12 protein-coding genes and 1 tRNA gene are annotated in these 19,321 nt (G+C 60.8%); 11 read left to right on the top strand and 2 right to left on the bottom strand.

Annotated features, from left to right (window positions below):
- The first annotated feature begins 421 nt into the window (after window positions 1-421).
- From dnaG to J3P89_RS02300, 4 genes are all read left to right on the top strand, one after another.
- Window positions 422-2,380 (top strand): DNA primase, encoded by a 1,959-nt coding sequence (dnaG, locus tag J3P89_RS02315; protein WP_434696626.1) that lies wholly within the window; start codon window positions 422-424, stop codon window positions 2,378-2,380.
- Between the two features lie 67 nt (window positions 2,381-2,447).
- Entirely contained in the window at window positions 2,448-4,295 is a 1,848-nt protein-coding gene (gene rpoD / locus J3P89_RS02310) for an RNA polymerase sigma factor RpoD (RefSeq protein WP_434571396.1), read from the top strand.
- Between the two features lie 121 nt (window positions 4,296-4,416).
- Window positions 4,417-8,160 (top strand): bifunctional diguanylate cyclase/phosphodiesterase, encoded by a 3,744-nt coding sequence (locus J3P89_RS02305; protein WP_434696625.1) that lies wholly within the window; start codon window positions 4,417-4,419, stop codon window positions 8,158-8,160.
- A 15-nt stretch (window positions 8,161-8,175) separates the two neighbouring features.
- Window positions 8,176-8,252, top strand: a tRNA-Ile gene (locus tag J3P89_RS02300).
- A 54-nt stretch (window positions 8,253-8,306) separates the two neighbouring features.
- Here the strand turns inward: J3P89_RS02300 and J3P89_RS02295 are convergent.
- Both J3P89_RS02295 and J3P89_RS02290 read right to left on the bottom strand, forming a co-directional pair.
- Window positions 8,307-9,503 (bottom strand): type II toxin-antitoxin system HipA family toxin, encoded by a 1,197-nt coding sequence (locus J3P89_RS02295; RefSeq protein WP_434655197.1) that lies wholly within the window; start codon window positions 9,501-9,503, stop codon window positions 8,307-8,309.
- Window positions 9,503-9,754: a helix-turn-helix transcriptional regulator gene (locus J3P89_RS02290; RefSeq protein ID WP_434696624.1), complete on the bottom strand. Its 252-nt coding sequence runs from the start codon at window positions 9,752-9,754 to the stop codon at window positions 9,503-9,505. The genes J3P89_RS02295 and J3P89_RS02290 overlap by 1 nt, the downstream gene beginning before the upstream one ends.
- A 140-nt stretch (window positions 9,755-9,894) precedes the next feature.
- Between J3P89_RS02290 and J3P89_RS02285 the strand changes: the two genes are divergently transcribed.
- From J3P89_RS02285 to pqqB, 7 genes are all read left to right on the top strand, one after another.
- Window positions 9,895-12,330 carry a hypothetical protein gene (locus tag J3P89_RS02285; RefSeq protein ID WP_434697942.1) on the top strand — a complete coding sequence of 812 codons (2,436 nt, stop codon included), beginning with the start codon at window positions 9,895-9,897 and terminating at the stop codon, window positions 12,328-12,330.
- A gap of 35 nt (window positions 12,331-12,365) precedes the next feature.
- On the top strand, window positions 12,366-12,827 hold the full coding sequence (locus J3P89_RS02280; protein WP_434571390.1) for an Lrp/AsnC family transcriptional regulator: 462 nt from the start codon (window positions 12,366-12,368) through the stop codon (window positions 12,825-12,827).
- Window positions 12,828-13,100: 273 nt separating this feature from the next.
- Complete coding sequence (locus J3P89_RS02275) at window positions 13,101-14,783, top strand: flavin monoamine oxidase family protein (protein WP_434696623.1); 1,683 nt, start codon at window positions 13,101-13,103, stop codon at window positions 14,781-14,783.
- A 12-nt stretch (window positions 14,784-14,795) separates the two neighbouring features.
- Window positions 14,796-15,590: a carbon-nitrogen hydrolase family protein gene (locus tag J3P89_RS02270; protein WP_434696622.1), complete on the top strand. Its 795-nt coding sequence runs from the start codon at window positions 14,796-14,798 to the stop codon at window positions 15,588-15,590.
- A 48-nt stretch (window positions 15,591-15,638) separates the two neighbouring features.
- A complete protein-coding gene (pqqF, locus tag J3P89_RS02265) occupies window positions 15,639-18,077 on the top strand; it encodes a pyrroloquinoline quinone biosynthesis protein PqqF (RefSeq protein ID WP_434696621.1) in 2,439 nt (812 codons plus the stop codon).
- Between the two features lie 157 nt (window positions 18,078-18,234).
- Window positions 18,235-18,309 carry a pyrroloquinoline quinone precursor peptide PqqA gene (gene pqqA, locus J3P89_RS02260; RefSeq protein ID WP_003177660.1) on the top strand — a complete coding sequence of 25 codons (75 nt, stop codon included), beginning with the start codon at window positions 18,235-18,237 and terminating at the stop codon, window positions 18,307-18,309.
- A 79-nt stretch (window positions 18,310-18,388) separates the two neighbouring features.
- On the top strand, window positions 18,389-19,300 hold the full coding sequence (pqqB, locus tag J3P89_RS02255) for a pyrroloquinoline quinone biosynthesis protein PqqB (protein ID WP_434696620.1): 912 nt from the start codon (window positions 18,389-18,391) through the stop codon (window positions 19,298-19,300).
- Window positions 19,301-19,321: the final 21 nt, after the last annotated feature.

The following is a 19,321-nucleotide window of genomic DNA, read 5'->3' as shown; positions in this document are numbered from 1 at the left end:
GCATTTGCGGAACAACGCTTGATGCTTCACCGTCAAAGTCGCAGACGCGACCAAGACGATCTGCTTTATCGCGTCAGACCTGGCTCTTTTGCCAGCGGTGCACGTCTCTTCTGACGAGCCTTCCAAGGCTACTGACGAGCACACCCTGATTCCTCTAACGACGATCAGCCCAAGGCACCTTCTGCGTGCCCGCTTCATGAGCTATCCGAGGCCTGACCGGCCGTTACCGGACTCAGCGCAACACATTTCGTACAGTCGAATACTGATAGCCATTAACGTCAGTGGATAATCGGCAGATACACTTCCCGACAGCAATGATGCAGACGACCCGGTCGAGCCACCATTTTCCGTGCCTCAGGACCAGGAACCGACTCCGCGGCTGATTTTGGGCCCTATTTCGCGCAGTGATGATGAGAACGCCATGGCCGGGCTAATTCCCCAGAGCTTTATTGACGACCTCCTGAACCGCACCGACATCGTCGACGTGGTCAGCTCTCGCCTGCAAATGAAGAAAGCGGGCAAGAACTACACAGCCTGCTGCCCGTTTCACAAAGAAAAAACCCCCTCCTTCAGCGTCAGCCCCGACAAGCAGTTCTATTATTGCTTCGGCTGCGGCGCTGGCGGCAATGCCCTCGGCTTCATCATGGACCACGACAACCTGGATTTCCCCCAGGCCGTCGAGGAACTGGCCAAAGCCGCCGGCATGGAAATTCCTCGCGAGGAGAGCGGACGACAACACAAGCCTCGCCAACCCACCGATTCGCCGCTGTATCCGCTGCTCACGGCAGCAGCCGACTTTTATCGCCAGGCACTAAAAAGCCATCCGGCCCGCAAGGCGGCGGTGGATTATCTCAAGGGCCGCGGCCTGACCGGTGAGATTGCTCGCGACTTCGGCCTCGGCTTCGCCCCGCCGGGCTGGGACAACCTGTACAAACATTTGAGCAGCGATACGCTGCAGCAACGCGCCATGATCGACGCCGGCCTGCTGATCGAGAACGCCGAGACGGGCAAGCGCTACGACCGCTTCCGTGACCGGGTGATGTTCCCGATCCGCGATACCCGCGGGCGGATCATCGCCTTTGGCGGCCGGGTGCTGGGGGACGACAAGCCCAAGTACCTGAACTCACCGGAGACACCGGTTTTCCATAAGGGTCAGGAACTCTACGGCCTGTACGAGGCGCGCAAGAACAATCGCAACCTCGATGAAATCATCGTTGTCGAAGGCTACATGGACGTCATCGCTCTGGCCCAGCAAGGCTTGCGCAACGCTGTTGCGACGCTGGGCACGGCCACCAGTGAAGAACACATGAAGCGCCTGTTTCGCGTCGTGCCGAGCGTGCTGTTCTGCTTCGACGGCGACCAGGCCGGACGCAACGCCGCCTGGCGCGCGCTTGAAGCGACGCTGCCATGCCTGCAGGACGGGCGGCGCGCACGTTTTCTGTTCCTGCCCGAGGGCGAGGACCCGGACACCCTGGTGCGCTCCGAGGGCACCGATGCGTTCCGTGCGCGGATCAACCAGCACGCACAGCCGCTGGCCGACTATTTTTTCCAGCAACTGATCGAAGAAGCCGATCCGCGCTCCCTCGAAGGCAAGGCCCATATGGCCACGCTCGCGGCACCGCTGATCGACAAGGTGCCCGGCGCCAACCTGCGGACCTTGATGCGTCAACGCCTGACGGAAATTACCGGGCTGAACAGCGAAGCGGTCAGCCAGCTGGCCCACAGTGCCCCCCAGGAGGCACCGCCGGCTTATGACCCGGGCATCGACTACGACGCGATACCGGACTTCGCCGACTATCATCAAACCCAGCAGGACTACGCGCCGCAGCAGGAATGGACACCGAAGAAACCCGGTGCCGGCGGCAAGAAATGGGACAAGAAACCCTGGGACAAGAACGGCAAGCGCGGCGATCGCGACCCGCCACGTGCCCCGCGCGTGCCGGCCGCCGTCGAACCACCAACACTGGCTGCCTTGCGCACCCTGCTGCACCACCCGCAGTTGGCTGAAAAGGTAGAAGATGCCGGGCACTTCGCCGCCGAGGACCACAGCAATACACAATTGCTGGTCGCGCTCCTTGAAGCTGTGCAGAAGAATCCCAAGCTAAACTCATTCCAGTTGATCGCGCGGTGGCACGGCACCGAGCAGGGGCGCCTTTTGAAGGCATTGGCCGAGAAGGAATGGCTGATAGAGGGAGATAACCTTGAACAACAGTTTTTCGACACCATTACTAGCTTGTCCGCCCGCCAACGCGAGCGAAACCTGGAACAACTTCTGCGCAAAGCTCGCCAGAGCGAGTTGACCAGCGAAGAGAAAAACCAATTGCGTGACTTACTCAGCCGCAATGTTTGCGCATCAAACCCGACCTCAACTGGCGCGTGAGGTCACAGCTCAGGTATAATCCTCGGCTTGTTTTTTGCCCGCCAAGACCTTCAGTGGATAGGGTGTTATGTCCGGAAAAGCGCAACAGCAGTCTCGTATCAAAGAGTTGATCCTATTGGGTCGTGAGCAGGGCTACCTGACTTACGCGGAGGTCAACGACCACCTGCCGGAGGATATTTCAGATCCGGAACAGGTGGAAGACATCATCCGCATGATCAACGACATGGGGATCAACGTATTCGAGGTTGCTCCAGATAAGGATGCCCTTATGCTGGCCGACGCCGATACCGACGAGGCGGCCGCCGAAGAAGCGGCCGCAGCGTTGGCAGCGGTCGAGACCGACATTGGTCGCACCACCGACCCCGTGCGCATGTACATGCGTGAGATGGGTACGGTAGAGCTCCTCACGCGTGAAGGCGAAATTGAAATCGCCAAGCGTATTGAAGAAGGCATCCGTGAAGTGATGGGCGCAATTGCGCACTTCCCTGGCACGGTCGACCATATTCTCTCCGAATACACCCGCGTCACCACCGAAGGTGGGCGCCTGTCTGACGTCCTGAGCGGTTACATCGACCCGGACGACGGCATCGCGCCGCCTGCCGCCGAAGTGCCGCCGCTGGTCGACCCGAAAGCCGTCAAGGCCGACGATGAGACCGACGATGACGACGCCGAAGCCAGCGACGACGAAGAAGAAGCCGAAAGCGGTCCGGACCCGGTCATCGCCGCCCAGCGTTTTGGCGCCGTGGCCGACCAGATGGAGATCACCCGCAAGGCGCTGAAAAAGCACGGTCGCAACAACAAGCAGGCAATTGCCGAACTGTTGGCGCTGGCCGAGCTGTTCATGCCGATCAAGCTGGTGCCCAAGCAGTTCGAAGGCCTGGTCGAGCGTGTTCGCAGTGCCCTGGATCGTCTGCGTCAGCAAGAGCGCGCGATCATGCAACTGTGTGTGCGTGACGCCCGCATGCCGCGTGCAGATTTCCTGCGCCAGTTCCCTGGCCATGAAGTCGACGAAAGCTGGACCGATGCACTGGCCAAAGGCAAGAGCAAATACGCCGAAGCAATTGGCCGCCTGCAACCGGACATCATTCGTTGCCAGCAGAAGCTGAGCGCGCTGGAGGCCGAGACTGGCCTGAGCATCGCTGAAATCAAGGACATCAACCGTCGCATGTCGATCGGCGAGGCCAAGGCCCGTCGCGCGAAGAAAGAGATGGTCGAAGCGAACTTGCGTCTGGTGATCTCGATTGCCAAGAAGTACACCAACCGTGGCCTGCAATTCCTCGATCTGATCCAGGAAGGCAACATCGGCCTGATGAAGGCGGTGGACAAGTTCGAATACCGTCGCGGCTACAAGTTCTCGACTTATGCCACCTGGTGGATTCGTCAGGCGATCACTCGCTCGATCGCCGACCAGGCCCGCACCATTCGTATCCCGGTGCACATGATCGAGACGATCAACAAGCTCAACCGTATTTCCCGGCAGATGTTGCAGGAAATGGGTCGCGAACCGACGCCGGAAGAGCTGGGCGAACGCATGGAAATGCCTGAGGACAAGATCCGCAAGGTATTGAAGATCGCCAAAGAGCCGATCTCCATGGAAACCCCGATCGGTGATGACGAAGACTCCCATCTGGGTGACTTCATCGAAGACTCCACCATGCAGTCGCCGATTGATGTCGCCACCGTTGAGAGCCTCAAGGAAGCGACTCGCGAAGTACTTTCCGGCCTCACTGCCCGTGAAGCCAAGGTACTGCGGATGCGCTTCGGCATCGACATGAACACCGACCACACCCTCGAGGAAGTCGGTAAACAGTTCGATGTGACCCGTGAGCGGATTCGTCAGATCGAAGCCAAGGCGTTGCGCAAACTGCGCCACCCGACGCGAAGCGAGCATCTGCGTTCGTTCCTCGACGAGTGACCTTCAAACCCCCGGCCCTGCCGGGGGTTTTGTTATGTGCAGATAACTCTTCCTTCTTGCTCCCCCGCCCTGTTGTCCGTCTACACTCGATTCATCCTTTCCCAGCCATGACGAGACCGTGATGCCCAGACTGACGGCCGTGCTTTTGCTGTCACTGATGACCTGGACCGCAACGGCCGGCGCGTTGACGCTCACGGAGGAAGAACGCCGCTGGCTCAAGGACCACCCCGACCTGCGCCTGGGTGTCGATGCGTCATGGCCGCCGTTCGAATTTCGCGACGACAACGGCCGCTACCAAGGCCTGGCCGCCGACTATGTCGACATCATCCGCGAGAAACTGGCCGTCACGCTCACCCCCATCGAACCCGTCAGCTGGACGGAGGTGCTGGAACAGGTCGTGCAGGGCAAGATCGACCTTCTACCGGGCATCATGTCCACCCCCGAACGCCAGAACTACCTGGCGTTCACTCGCCCCTACCTCGATTTTCCAATTGTGATCCTGGCCCATAAAGGCGGGCCCCGACCCCATAAGCTCGAAGACCTTTACGGGCTGAAAATCGCCGTGGTGGAGAACTATGCCCCCCACGAACTGCTGCGCAACCACCACCCCGACCTGAACCTGGTCGCGCTGCCCAACGTCAGTTCGGCGCTGCAGGCCTTGGCGACCGATGAAGTCGATGCGGTGGTGGGCGATCTTGCTTCCAGCGTGTGGAGCTTGCGCCAGCTCAAGCTTGACGGGCTCTACGTCAGCGGAGAAACGCCTTATCGCTATCAGTTGGCGATGGCCGTCCCACGGGAAAACAAGATATTGGTGGGCATCCTCGACAAGGTCCTGGCGGACATGACGCCGATGGAGATCAGCGAAATCCAGGAAAAATGGGTTGGCAACGTGCGGGACCATCGCCAGCTCTGGTCAGACCTGCTGCTTTACGGCCTGCCCGGGCTGCTGCTGTTGATCGCCATCCTGGCAGTGGTGATTCGCATCAACCGTCGCCTGAGTTCGGAAATAGCCCGACGCGTCGACCTGGAACAGGAGTTGCGTAGCAGCGAATACCATTATCGCGGGCTGGTAGAGAGCCTTTCGGCGATTGCCTGGGAGGCCAGGGTCAGCGACTTCACCTACAGCTATGTATCGCCTCACGCCGAAGAATTGCTTGGCTATCCCCTCGCCCATTGGCTCATCCCCGGGTTCTGGCGCAACATCATTCACCCGGCGGACCTGATCCGCGCGCAGACATATTGCGATCACGAAGTCCTTGCCGGCCGCGACCATTGCATCGATTACCGGGTGATCACCGCCGACGGTCGCTGCCTGTGGGTGCGGGACATCGTCAGCCTGATCCAGCATGGCCATGAACCGTTGATGCGCGGACTGATGATCGACATCAGTGAAGCCAAGCACACCGAGGAAGCGCTGCGCCTTTCCGAACAGAAGTTCGGCTCGGTATTTCGCCAGTGCCCGGACATCCTGGTGATTGCGCGCCTGCTGGACGGTTGCCTGCTGGAGGTCAATAAAGCCTTCGAAGAGCAGATTGGCCTCAGCGCCGCAGAGGTGGTCGGCAAAAGCGCTACCGACCTGGACATCTGGGGCATACAGGGCGTCGGCCCGAGTTTGCTCCAGCGGTTGCAGGCCGGGAGCATTCGCAATCTGGAAATGCCTTTTCAACGCAGCAACGGCGAAGTGTTCACCGGGCTGATATCTGCCGAACCCTTTTATCTGGACACCACCCCAGCCCTGGTCGTGGTGGTGCGCGACATCAGCCAGCTCAAGGAGACCCAGCAGCAATTGCAGACCTCCGAAGAGAAGTTCGCCAAGGCTTTTCACGCCTCGCCCGACGGCTTGCTGTTGTCCAGGCAGAGCGATGGTTTGCTGATTGAAGTCAACGACGGTTTCAGCCGCATTACCGGTTTCAACAGCGCCCTGTCGGTTGATCGTTCGACCCTGGACCTGGGAATCTGGGTCAATCTCAACGAGCGCAAGCAGATGCTCGACCTGCTGCAGCGGGACGGTTTCGTAAAGGATTTCAGTTGCCATATCCGTCGTAACGACGGGCAGATACGGCTCTGCGAGGTGTCCAGCCGTCCACTGCCCATCGGCAACGAGGACTGCATGCTGACGATCGCCCGAGACATCACCGAACGCCACTTCATGCAGGAGAAACTGCAGCAGGCCGCCACCGTATTCGAAAGCACCGCCGAAGGCGTACTGATCACCGATACGCAACAGCACATCAGCGCCGTGAACCGAGCCTTTACCGAAATCACCGGCTATAGCGAAACCGAGGCCCTGGGCCATACACCTCGGCTATTGGCCTCCGGGCTGCACGACAGCGCGTTTTATGCAGCGATGTGGCACCAGTTGACCGCCGAGGGCCATTGGCAGGGTGAAATCTCCAATCGACGCAAAAATGGCGAGCTGTATCCCAGCTGGCTGACCATCAGCGCCGTGCGCAACCAGGAACTACAGACCACCCATTTCGTCGCGGTCTTTGCCGACATTTCAAGCCTCAAGCACGCCCAGGCCCGACTCGACTACCAGGCGCATCACGACCCGCTCACGGGCCTGCCGAATCGCACCCTGTTCGAAAGCCGTTTGCTCTCGGCGCTCAATAGTCAGCAAGAAAATGGCGGCCAAGGCGCGGTGTTGTTCCTGGACCTGGACCGTTTCAAACACATCAACGACAGCCTCGGGCACCCGGTCGGCGATCTGCTGCTCAAGGGCATTGCCGTGCGCCTGCGCGAGCAACTGCGTGATATCGACACCGTGGCGCGCCTGGGCGGTGACGAATTCATCATCCTGCTGCCCGGCCTGCAGCAGCCCAGCGATGCCGAGCACATTGCGCAGAAGCTGTTGAACTGTTTCTGCGCGCCGTTCCAGGCCGGCGAGCATGAGTTTTTCATCAGCGCCAGCATCGGCACCAGCCTCTATCCGCAGGATGGCTGCGATGTCGCCACGCTGGTCAAAAACGCCGACGCGGCGATGTACCGCTCCAAGGCCAAGGGTCGCAACCGGGTGGAAAGCTACACTCGCGACCTCACGGCCCAGGCCAGCGAGCGCGTGGCACTGGAACACGAGCTGCGTCGGGCGATCGAGCGCAACGAACTGTCGTTGTCGTTCCAGCCGAAAATCAGCCTCATCGACAACCGCCTGGTGGGCGCCGAGGCATTGATTCGCTGGACCCATCCGACCTTTGGCGACGTACCCCCGGAGCATTTCATCCCCCTGGCCGAAGAAAACGGCATGATCCTGCAAATCGGCGATTGGGTACTGGAAAACGCCTGCCGGCAACTGCACGCATGGAGCAGCTGTCACGAAAGCCTCGGGCCACTGTCAGTCAACCTGGCCGGCGCCCAACTGCGTCAGCCCAACCTGCTGAATCGGATCGAACAATTGCTGCGGGAAAACCACCTTGAGCCTGGTTTGTTGCAACTGGAGATTACCGAAAACTTCATCATGAGCCAGGCCGAAGAGGCCCTGACGGTACTGTATCAACTGAAAAAACTCGGCGTGCAACTGGCCATCGACGACTTCGGTACCGGCTATTCCTCGCTGAGCTACCTCAAGCGCCTGCCGCTGGACATCCTGAAAATCGACCAGTCTTTCGTCCGCGGCCTGCCCGATGACCCCCACGATGTGGCCATCGTGCGGGCAATCATCGCCTTGGGCCGGAGCATGCAATTCAGCATCATCGCCGAGGGCGTCGAAACCCTCGCCCAACAGCAATTTCTCGCCGAGGAAGGCTGCGAGCAGATCCAGGGCTACATCGTCAGCCTGCCCCTGTGCGCCGAAGAATTTGCCGCGACGTTTCTGCATGTGACCGTATCGGATTTTTCGGATAGCACAGCCGAGAAACCGTCGCTATAATCCGCGGCCTACTGAGGGCCTATAGCTCAGTTGGTTAGAGCAGAGGACTCATAATCCTTTGGTCCACGGTTCGAGTCCGTGTGGGCCCACCAAATTGAAAGCCGCGCATTGCGCGGCTTTTGTGTTTCTTGGCGCAAGCGCTGCGCCTATCCAAAGGTTCTCAAGAACGGCTCCGCACACTGCTTGATCGCCGCGACCACATGCGGGGCCTGCTCACCAAGCTCGGTTGAGCGAGCCACTACTCGTTCCAGCGCTTGCAGTTGCAAGCGGATTACCTCTTCTGGCTGAGCAACATCACACACCTGAGCAAAGTCCAGCAGACCCTGTCGAGAAGCGAATAGCGATTTGTTGCCGGCGAGATCAAGGGCCAGCACGTCTTCCGGGATGTAAGCGGTGGTATTAACGATGTCGTACGCCGGAGCCAGCCGGGCGTCGCGCTGGGTAGGGTTCGTGTAGAGCAATCCGAAGTTCTTGAGATGGGCGTCACCGTTACCTACGATGCAGCTTAAAGCCACCACGGCAAACAGTTGAGCCAGGGAATCCTTGACTTGCTCGGGGGAACAGTAAAGTCGAATCGCCTTGGCGATTGCCGAGTAGCTTTTGCTGTATTTCTGCTGCGCGGCGAGCCCCATCAGCGCAGCCATGTCCTCAAAACCGATGGGATTGAGTTGGCTGTCCCGGTCGAAACGACGCATGACGAACAGTTTGGCGTTTTTGGAAAGAAAGAACTCCGGTACCGCAATCCCGGCCTCCCTGGCAACGGACATACAGAGAAACTCATTGATTGCGAGTCCCGGAAGCTCCTCCCGACCGCTCTTGATAATCAGATCGGAGGTTTTTGAAGTGAATCGCTGAGGTGCAGAAGCCTCCTGTTCGGGCACAAGAACCTTAGGCTGCACGCCCGAAATCCCCGCCCGCAGGATATAGCGATCGACGAGGCCGGTAAAAATATCCTCGGCACCGTCCCACGCCAGGATTTCTTCCAGCTTTTCTCCTGGAAATTGTTGACGCTGCAATAACGCATCGACTTCAGGGGAACTCACTACTACCCGCCCGATGGGCGAACTGCTGCCCGACAACGCAAGGAGCAGCATGGGATCGACATCAGCTACCTTGGCCAGGCGGTTGCGCAGCTGCTCTAAAACGTACCCTTCGGGCAGATTCATTTGAAAGATCGGGTGCAGCTCCCTATGACGATACTCATCCAGGCGCACAGGCATGAGCAGGCTTATTGCAGCCTGGGCCTTCGCCTCGTCGTGATAACGGAACCGGTAATCCCCGGCACCGCCAACGATCCTTCCGCTGGTACCTTCAGGAGTTGCCACCTGCAACACAGCTGCCATCAGTCGAATACCCCTTCAATTTCATCCAGTGTCGGCATCGCGGCTGGTATCACGGCCAACTCGCAATCCAGTGCCCCCAGGACTCGCGCATAAGCGGCCATGCTTACCGACACGTCACCCTTCTCGATGGCAATCACCTTCTGCCGGGGGATGCCGGCCAAGGCGGCCAGATTAGCTTGGGTCAGCCCGCGATTTGAACGGCGTTGCCTGATCTGTACGCCGAGGCGGGTAGTAACGAGGGAGTAGTCCATGTTTCGTATACGCGACAAAATGATTGAGATGTAACGTATACCCAACACGCCAAATAATCAAAAGAACGAGCAGCGGGACGTTGTCTTTTTTAACGTCCGCTCACTTACAATCAGATTTCCAATACCCCGCCGAGACGCCCATCATCGCCAGCCCCAGCCTTCCCCGCCTGTTCCTCGAACTCTTCTGGCAACTCGGCATCCTGGTGGTGCCAGCCTTTTTCATCACGATACTGCCGCCGCCGCTGGCCTTGCTGGGGGTGGTGTTGCTCGGTTTGCTGATGGGTCTTGCCGCGCGGCTGGGCTTTTTGGCGGCGGGCCGGGGTATTGCCCGGCTGACTGTCGGCGCGGTGTTTGGCCTGGGTTTCAGTCTGGGGCGGGCATTGCCTGAGTGGTGGGGTATTCTGGTGGCGATCGTCGCCATCGTTGGCGGGCTCGCCTGCGTGAGCAAGTGGGAGCGCCGCCTCGGGCTGGCGCCGCCCCCCGCCCAAGGCCAGGGACCGAGTGCCTGGGGCACAAACGAGCCGCTGCTGACGCCCGAGGGCGAGCCGATCCGGGTGTTCAACCATAGCGAAATTGCCATGGGCGGCCCCGTTCATTGCGATTATCTGTTCCCTGATGGCGTGCTCTTGCAAGGCCTTGGCTCCTCGGCGGTGTTCTCCAGCGACGGTCGCTATTTCGCCGCACCGGTACCGTCCCGCCAGGAATGGGGACTGGTCGTTCTCGACCGGGAGCAACGCAAGCTGTACCGCTGTGCCGAAAGCGAGTTCTGGGAGCTGGATGCCCTGGACCTGGATCAACTGAGCGGCCGCCATAGCCCCTTGGTCGACAACAGCGTTCGTCAGGCCCGACTGGATGAACTGTTGCAGGCCGCCGAAGTAGCCGACCTGGTCCCGTTTGCGGACCTTTGGCTGGAGCCTGGCTGGAATCCGGACAGTGTTGCGCGCAGCTTCGAACGGGCTTCCATTGATGGCGGGCAAATCCTGCAGGGCGACATCCTGTTGCCCAAGACCTTTCGCGATCTGGCCCAGCCACTGGAGCCACTGTATTCGCCGCGCTACGCCATCAGCCTCAATGGTCAACCATCGGGCCTGGTCATGGCAGCCGATGCGCCACTGGTCTGGAGCGGCGATAACCGCGCCCTGGTCTGTCTGGCCCGGGAGCAGGCCAACGAGGCGGATGGCAATCAGTACTGGTTGTGGCAAGTGGATCATGGCTGGCGAGCCCTGCCCTCGCCGTGGGTAAAGAGCGACGCGGAGCCGTCCTTCTATTGGCATGAATTATTGAGCCTTGATGCGAGCCATGTCCGTATCGGCTCGTATCTCGATTATCCGCGACCAAGCGCCGGCCGTTATGGCTATCGCCTGGAGAGTATCCACGGCGATACCGAAACCCAAGTGGGTCATGACGCTCGAGGTCGCGTGCAGGTCGGTGAGTTCAAGCTGACCCGCATGGCGATCATGCTGCCGCTGGACAGCACGGGGCGGCGAGGCGACTCGTGCGTCGAGACGCAACCGTTGCAAGGCGATGTGCGCGCTGTCCTGACCTGGCTCGGTGACAATCCCCAAGGCCTGGGTGGCTATCGTTGCCGGATCGGCGACTGGTCGTTGCCGGGGGCTTGGCTGCTGGACCATCGGGTTTCCGATTGCGGACGCTATCTGGCGCTGCTGCCCTTTGAAAACTCAACGACAGTCACCAGCCATGCGCTGGTGGCGGATGTGCAGGAACACCGCCTGCTGGAAGGACCGCCCATGTGGGTGGAACGGATACTGGATTTCCGCGATGGCCGATTGAACCTGGCAGTGATCCAGGGCCGTCTTGATCAAGACAGGGAAAGCAGCCCGTTGCAACGTTTCAACATCGCCGCGCCAGAGGTTGGCGGCGACGCGTCGTTCTTCCGTCCCAACGAGCAATCCCAGCTGTTCTACAACACTGTGCAGTTGCAGCCGACAGACTCGCAGCTCAAAGCCGTCCCGCCTTGGCGTCTGGTGGCTGGCCCGCAAGCGGCCACTGCCGAGGGGGATTTCATCCAGCCCGCGCCGAATGACCAGGATGCCGCCTGGCTGTTCGGCAGTGAGACGGAATACGCCGACAGCTGGGTGCGTACCGGTACGCCCCGTCTCGGCGGACACTTGCTGACCGCCTCAGGCTGCGCGTTGGTTGATCTGGCGCCCTCGATGATCTGGTCGGCGGACAGCCGCTACCTGGCCCTGACCTGCATGGCGACCGATGTCACGGAACTGTGTGGCAGTTACCGCGGTTGGCAACTGCTGCTCCTTGATGTTGAGGCGCGCACGCTGCGTATATATCCACAGTGGCTGGGCAATCGGCCGCTATTTGAAAGCTTCGAAGAAGAGCAACTACGCCTGCGAAGCTTCCAGCGCGACTGGGAGACCGAAGCCGACGAGGACCAGGGTTCGGTGCAGTCGTTCTCACTGGACGCTCTGCTGCAGTTGCCCACTGAGCAACTGATCTGCCAGGAAGGCGTCTGGCTCAGGTCTTCCCAGGCTCACCTGGCAGCCGCCTGGCGGGCGCTGGCTTTACCTGCCACTGGCTATTTCGAGCGAGGGAACCTGTAACATGCCCGCCATTGATGCCCGCGCCGGAGCCAACCTTGACTGAGATCCGCCCTCCCGTCCTCGACGAAATCGACCGCCAGTTGATCGCGGCCCTGCAAATCAACGCGCGGGAGAGCGTCGCCATGCTCGCCCGGCAATTGGGAATTGCCCGCACCACCGTGACTTCGCGCCTGGCTCGACTGGAGAAAGCCAAGGTGATTACCGGGTACGGCGTGCGTCTTGGCCAGCGGGTGATCGATGGCGGTCTGCAGGCCTATGTCGGCATCAAGGTGCAGCCACGCTCCGGTAAAGAGGTACTGCGCCGCTTGAGCGCCATGGCCCAGGTCCAGCAGTTGTGCGCGGTCAGCGGCGAATTTGATTATGTGGCGTGGCTGCGCACCGATTCGCCGGAACAGCTGGATCAGTTGCTCGACCAGATCGGCAGCGTGGACGGGGTGGAGAAAACCACTACGTCGATCATTCTCAGCAGCAAGATCGATCGGGGCCAGCCGGTCTGAAGCCTTGCACCTTATCCTGTGGGAGCGAGCCTGCTCGCGAATGCGGTGGGCCAGTTGGGGAAGTTCTTTCTGACAACCGCTTCGCGAGCAGGCTCGCTCCCACAGGATCATACTTTCGTCATTACGACTCGACTACATTACAAAATGACTTGAAACTACGCAAAACGACGACACATTGCGTCTTATTAACGTGTTTCACCCTCTCTAGAATGGCTGGCATCTTTCCTATACTCAGACGCGAACGCCGCGTCGAGTCGCCCATCAAGGTCAGCCATGAACAAGCACAATCGCCACCCAGCAGACGGCAAGAAGCCCATCACCATTTTCGGGCCGGACTTTCCTTTCGCCTTTGACGACTGGATCGAGCACCCGGCCGGCCTGGGGGTCATTCCCGAGCACAACCACGGGGCTGAAGTGGCGATCGTCGGCGCGGGGATCGCCGGTCTCGTAGCCGCTTACGAATTGATGAAGCTGGGCCTCAAACCGGTGGTCTACGAGGCGTCGAAGATGGGCGGACGTCTGCGCTCCCAAGCGTTCAACGGCGCGGAAGGCATCGTTGCCGAGCTCGGTGGCATGCGTTTTCCGGTGTCGTCCACGGCGTTCTACCACTACGTCGACAAACTGGGCCTGGAGACCAAACCGTTCCCCAACCCACTGACCTCCGCCTCGGGCAGCACCGTCATCGACCTGGAAGGGCAGACTTACTACGCCGAAAAAAAGGCCGACCTCCCTGCGCTGTTCCAGGAAGTCGCTGACGCCTGGGCCGATGCCCTGGAGGATGGCTCGCGTTTCAGCGAGATCCAGCAGGCGATCCGCGAGCGCGACGTGCCGCGCCTCAAAGAGCTGTGGAACACTCTGGTACCGCTGTGGGATGACCGCACATTCTACGATTTCGTCGCCACCTCCAAGGCATTCGCCAAGCTGTCTTTCCAGCACCGCGAAGTGTTCGGCCAGGTCGGCTTCGGCACGGGCGGCTGGGACTCGGACTTCCCCAACTCGATGCTGGAAATCTTTCGCGTGGTGATGACCAATTGCGACGACCATCAGCACCTGGTGGTTGGCGGCGTGGAACAGGTGCCGCAGGGAATCTGGAGACATGTCCCGGAGCGTTGCGTGCATTGGCCGGAGGGCACCAGCCTGAATTCGTTGCACCTGGGCGCGCCACGCAGCGGGGTGAAGCGTATCGCTCGCGCCGACGACGGCCGATTCAGCGTGACCGACGTCTGGGGCGACACGCGCGAATACGCCGCCGTGCTGGTCACCTGCCAGACCTGGCTGCTGACCACCCAGATCGAGTGTGAAGAAGCGCTGTTTTCGCAAAAAATGTGGATGGCCCTGGATCGCACCCGCTACATGCAATCGTCAAAGACCTTCGTGATGGTCGACCGGCCGTTCTGGAAGGACAAGGACCCGGAAACCGGCCGCGACCTGATGAGCATGACCCTCACCGATCGCCTGACCCGTGGCACCTACCTGTTCGACAACGGCGACAACAAGCCGGGGGTCATTTGCCTGTCGTATTCCTGGATGAGCGATGCACTGAAAATGCTCCCGTACCCGGTGGAAAAACGCGTCAAGCTGGCCCTGGATGCGCTGAAAAAAATCTACCCGAAGGTGGACATCGCCGCGCGGATCATTGGCGAACCGATCACCGTGTCCTGGGAAGCCGACCCGTATTTCCTCGGCGCCTTCAAGGGCGCGCTACCCGGCCACTATCGTTACAACCAGCGCATGTACGCGCATTTCATGCAGGACGACATGCCGGCCGAACAAAAAGGGATCTTTATCGCCGGCGACGACGTCTCATGGACACCCGCCTGGGTTGAAGGCGCGGTCCAGACCTCGCTCAATGCCGTGTGGGGAATCATGAAACACTTCGGCGGTAAAACCCATGCCGAGAACCCGGGTCCAGGGGATGTGTTCGACGAAATCGGTCCGATCGCCCTGCCCGAATAAAAGGAGTTGTCGATGCGCGTAGCTCTCTACCAATGTCCACCGCTGCCAATGGATCCGGCCGGCAACCTGCAGCGCCTGCACCAAGTCGCGCTGGAGGCCCGAGGCGCTGACATATTGGTGCTGCCGGAGATGTTCCTGACCGGCTATAACATCGGCGTCGATGCGGTGCATGTACTGGCCGAGGTCTACAACGGCGAATGGGCCCAGCAGATTGGCCGCATCGCCAAGGCGGCCGGCCTGGCGATTCTTTATGGCTACCCCGAACGCAGCGAAGACGGACAGATCTACAACGCCGTGCAACTGATCGATGCCCAAGGCGAACGCCTCGCCAACTATCGCAAGAGCCACCTGTTCGGCGACCTCGACCATACGATGTTCAGCGCCGGGAATGCGATGCTGCCCATTGTCGAGCTCAACGGCTGGAAGCTCGGCTTCCTGATCTGCTATGACCTGGAATTCCCGGAGAACGCCCGCCGGCTGGCCTTGGCCGGTGCCGAGCTAATCCTGGTGCCGACCGCCAACATGCAGCCCTACGAGTTCATCGCCGACGTCACCGTGCGGGCACGGGCCATTGAAAACCAGTGTTTCGTGGCCTACGCCAACTACTGTGGCCACGAAGGTGAATTGCGCTATTGCGGCCAGAGCAGCATCGCCGCGCCGGACGGCAGCCGCCCGGCCCTGGCGGGGCTGGACGAGGCGTTGATCGTCGGCGAGCTGGATCGACAGTTGATGAATGACTCGCGCGCGGCCTACAACTACCTGCACGACCGTCGCCCGACGCTCTACGGCGACTTGCATAAACACTGATCCGGGCTAATCCGCTAGCATGAGCACATCCTTGTCCTGGAAGCGCTCATGCCGGCCCCCGATTCCCTCCGCCCCCATACCGAAACCCTGGCCAACGGCCTGCAAGTGACGTTGCGCCATGCACCCGACCTCAAGCGCAGCGCTGCGGTGTTGCGGGTGGCGGCCGGCAGCCATGATGCGCCCGAGGCCTGGCCGGGCCTCGCGCACTTTCTCGAACATCTTTTTTTTCTCGGGACAGAACGTTTTCCCACGGGGCAGAACCTGATGGCCTACGTGCGGGACCACGGTGGGCAAGTCAACGCGCGTACCAGCGAGCGCACCACGGACTTTTTCATCGAGCTGCCGCCTGCCGCCCTGGCGGACGGGTTGGAGCGTCTGGCAGACATGCTCGCTCATCCCCGACTGGATGAAGCCGACCAGTTACGCGAGCGGGAAGTGCTGCACGCCGAATTCACCGCCTGGTCCCGGGACACCGTCGCCCAGCGCCAGGTTGCCCTGTATGACGGATTATCGGCGGCTCATCCGCTGCGAGGTTTTCACGCCGGCAATCGCGACAGCCTCGGCGTATCACAGCCTGAATTTCAAACGGCGCTGCGCGGTTTCCATCAGCGTTTCTACCAGAGCGGTCAGATGACCTTGAGCCTCGCCGGCCCGCAAAGCCTCGAAGCCATGAAGGCGCTGGCCGATCAATTCGCTACAAGCATGCCCATCGGAAAAGCGGCGACCAGGCAATCGCCGCCGAGGCTAATGACGGCGCCAGGCATGGCTTACCAACAAGTTCGGGAAGGCTGCCTCGACTTGCTCTTCGCCCTCGAACACTTGCCTGGCGCCTCGCCTCAAGCATTGGCCTTCCTGTGTCACTGGCTGAACTCCAGCAAACCGGGCGGCTTGCTTGCGACGTTGCGCCAACGCGGTCTGGCCGACAGCCTCAAGGCTTCGCCGCTGTATGAATTTGCCGGTCAGGCACTGCTGCACATCGAGCTCAAGCTCGACAGCGGCCAGTTACCGTCGGCTATCGAGCCGTTGCTGCGCGACTGGCTGGGGTTCTTTGCCGCCCATGACGACTGGGCTCCCTTGCGCCAGGAATTCAACGCCCTGCTGCAGCGCCGCCAGGAAACGGCAACCGCCCTGCAACTGGCGCGTTGGGACGGCGAAGGATGTGCCGGGGCTCTAGCGGAGAACGACTTGATGCGGATTCGAGAAATCCTCAAACACCTGCACCCTGCGAATCCGGTCACCGAACAATGGCAACTGCCCTCGCCCAACCCGTTCCTGCAAGCGCCAAGCGAGCCGCCCCGCGCCGGTTTGATACGCGGCCAGACCAGCGCCCACCGTGGTCTGCGCACGTTCGCACAAGACCGCAGCCGGGGCCGGCGGGAACGCTCGCCCATGCAGTTCAGCCAGGCATTGCCGGACTCCCGGGAAAGTGCGGTGTATGTGCGCTGGCAACTTGAGACCCGGGTACCGCTAGATTTTCAACCCAGACTCGATCGGCACCTGGCGGATGTGTGCGAGGACGCCCGGCAGGCAGGCGTGGACATCACTTTCGAAACCTGTAGTGACCGATGGCTGCTGAAGCTGGTCGGTTTGCAAGCACCGATGCCGTTGGTGCTTGAGCACCTGCTGACGAAGCTGGAGCAGCCGCTGCCACCCGTTCAGGCCAGGAACGAAACGCCCCTGATGCCGATTCGACATTTGCTGCGGGAATTGCCGGATCACTATCGGCAGAACCTGCGGCATGCAGAGCTGCCACCGCCCGGCAGCGAACAAGACGTTTGGGCAAGCACCCGCTGGGACGGCCTGGCCATCGGTCTGTCGGCTGCTTCCCAAGCGGCTGTGGGCCCATTGTTGGCCCGAATTCCTGGCGTGGCCCGCGAGGCGAAGGCGCCAGCAGCGACGCCTTCACCAGGGCGGATCTGGCACACGCTCGAGACCCATGGCGACGAACACGCCGTGTTGCTGTTTTGCCCCTCGCCCACGTTGGACTTGCCCGACGAAGCTGCCTGGCGATTGCTGGCTCATTTGTGCCAGACCCCGTATTACCAGCGCTTGAGGGTCGAGCTGCAGTTAGGTTATGCGGTGTTCAGTGGTTTGAAGCAAATCGATGGGTGGACCGGCTTGTTGCTGGGTGCGCAATCGCCCGAGACGTCGGCCGCACAGTTGGTCAGCCATATGGAGCAGTTCCTGACCGAGCTTCCCGCCGTGATCGAGCGAACCGACGATGCAACCCTGGCCAGCCAACAACAAGCCCTGGCCCGCCAGATGCAAATCGCAGCGTTGCCCTGCGCCCAGGCGGCCGAGCTGCTCTGGCAAGGAAAACTGGCCGGCCACCCGGCGGACTTCCCTGAGCGACTGGCCGATGCCATCCTGGGCATGCAGCGCATAGACCTGGTGGATGCCGCCCGCCGCTTGATCGACGCCCAGGGAGGACGTTATTGCCTCAGCAACGCGCCGAGCCCGGGCGCCCCTCGGCGAGCGGCCGAATGATCATTACAGGCGCTGCAATGAGCTTTCTCAGAGAATCGCAGCGAACCAAATTGTCAGATTTAGTAACATAGTCACTTGAGCATCTGAACATCTCCGAACGGAGGTGGACTATATGTATAGCTTTAAACCGATCCACCCCAACCAAAGGAGTATTCCCATGTCCTGGTCCAAACCCGCATATATCGATCTGCGTATCGGCTTCGAAGTCACCATGTACTTCGCCAGCCGTTGATGATTGCAGGCAGTTAGTACGCGACACAACGCCTCGGCCATCCGGGGCGTTTTTATTTCGGTTTGCAGATGGAGCGAGCATGTTCGTCCAGATTCTAGGTTCCGCCGCCGGTGGGGGCTTTCCCCAGTGGAACTGCAACTGCGCCAATTGCGCGGGTTTTCGCGACGGCAGCCTCCGAGCGCAGGCGCGCACCCAGTCGTCCATTGCAATTTCCGATGATGGCGTGAGCTGGGTCCTGTGCAACGCCTCGCCGGACATCCGCGCGCAACTCCAGGGTTTCGCCCCGATGCAGCCTGGCCGGGCGCTACGGGACACCGGCATCGGCGCGATCATCCTGATGGACAGCCAGATCGATCACACCACCGGCCTGCTCAGCCTGCGCGAAGGCTGCCCGCATCAGGTCTGGTGCACCGACATGGTCCATGAAGACCTGAGCACCGGTTTCCCGCTGTTCAACATGCTGACCCACTGGAACGGCGGCCTGAGCTGGAACCGCATCGAGCTGGACCAGAGCTTCACCGTCCCGGCCTGCCCGGACCTGCGCTTCACCCCGCTGCCGCTGCGCAGCGCCGCGCCGCCCTATTCACCGCACCGCTTCGACCCGCATCCGGGCGACAACATCGGGCTGATCGTTGAAGACCTGCGCAGCGGCGGCAAACTGTTCTATGCGCCGGGCCTGGGCAAGGTCGACGAACCGTTGCTGCAGATCATGGCCGACAGCGACTGCCTGCTGGTGGACGGCACGATGTGGGACGACGACGAAATGCAACGCCGTGGCGTCGGCACTCGCACCGGTCGGGAGATGGGTCACCTGGCGCAGAATGGCCCTGGCGGCATGCTCGAAGTACTGGAGCAACTGCCCAAGCAGCGCAAGGTGCTCATCCATATCAACAACACCAACCCGATCCTGGACGAAGATTCGCCCGAGCGGGCCGAGCTGGTGCGACGCAGGATTGAAGTGGCTTACGACGGCATGAGCATCGAACTGTAGGAAGGTCTGATAACCGGGAGC

Origin of the sequence: Pseudomonas sp. Z1-14 (genome assembly GCF_051132005.1) — a bacterium.
Classification (GTDB): Bacteria; Pseudomonadota; Gammaproteobacteria; order Pseudomonadales; family Pseudomonadaceae; genus Aquipseudomonas.
The sequence above is the reverse complement of the archived record's forward strand: the minus strand, read 5'-3'. Positions and strand labels throughout refer to the sequence as shown.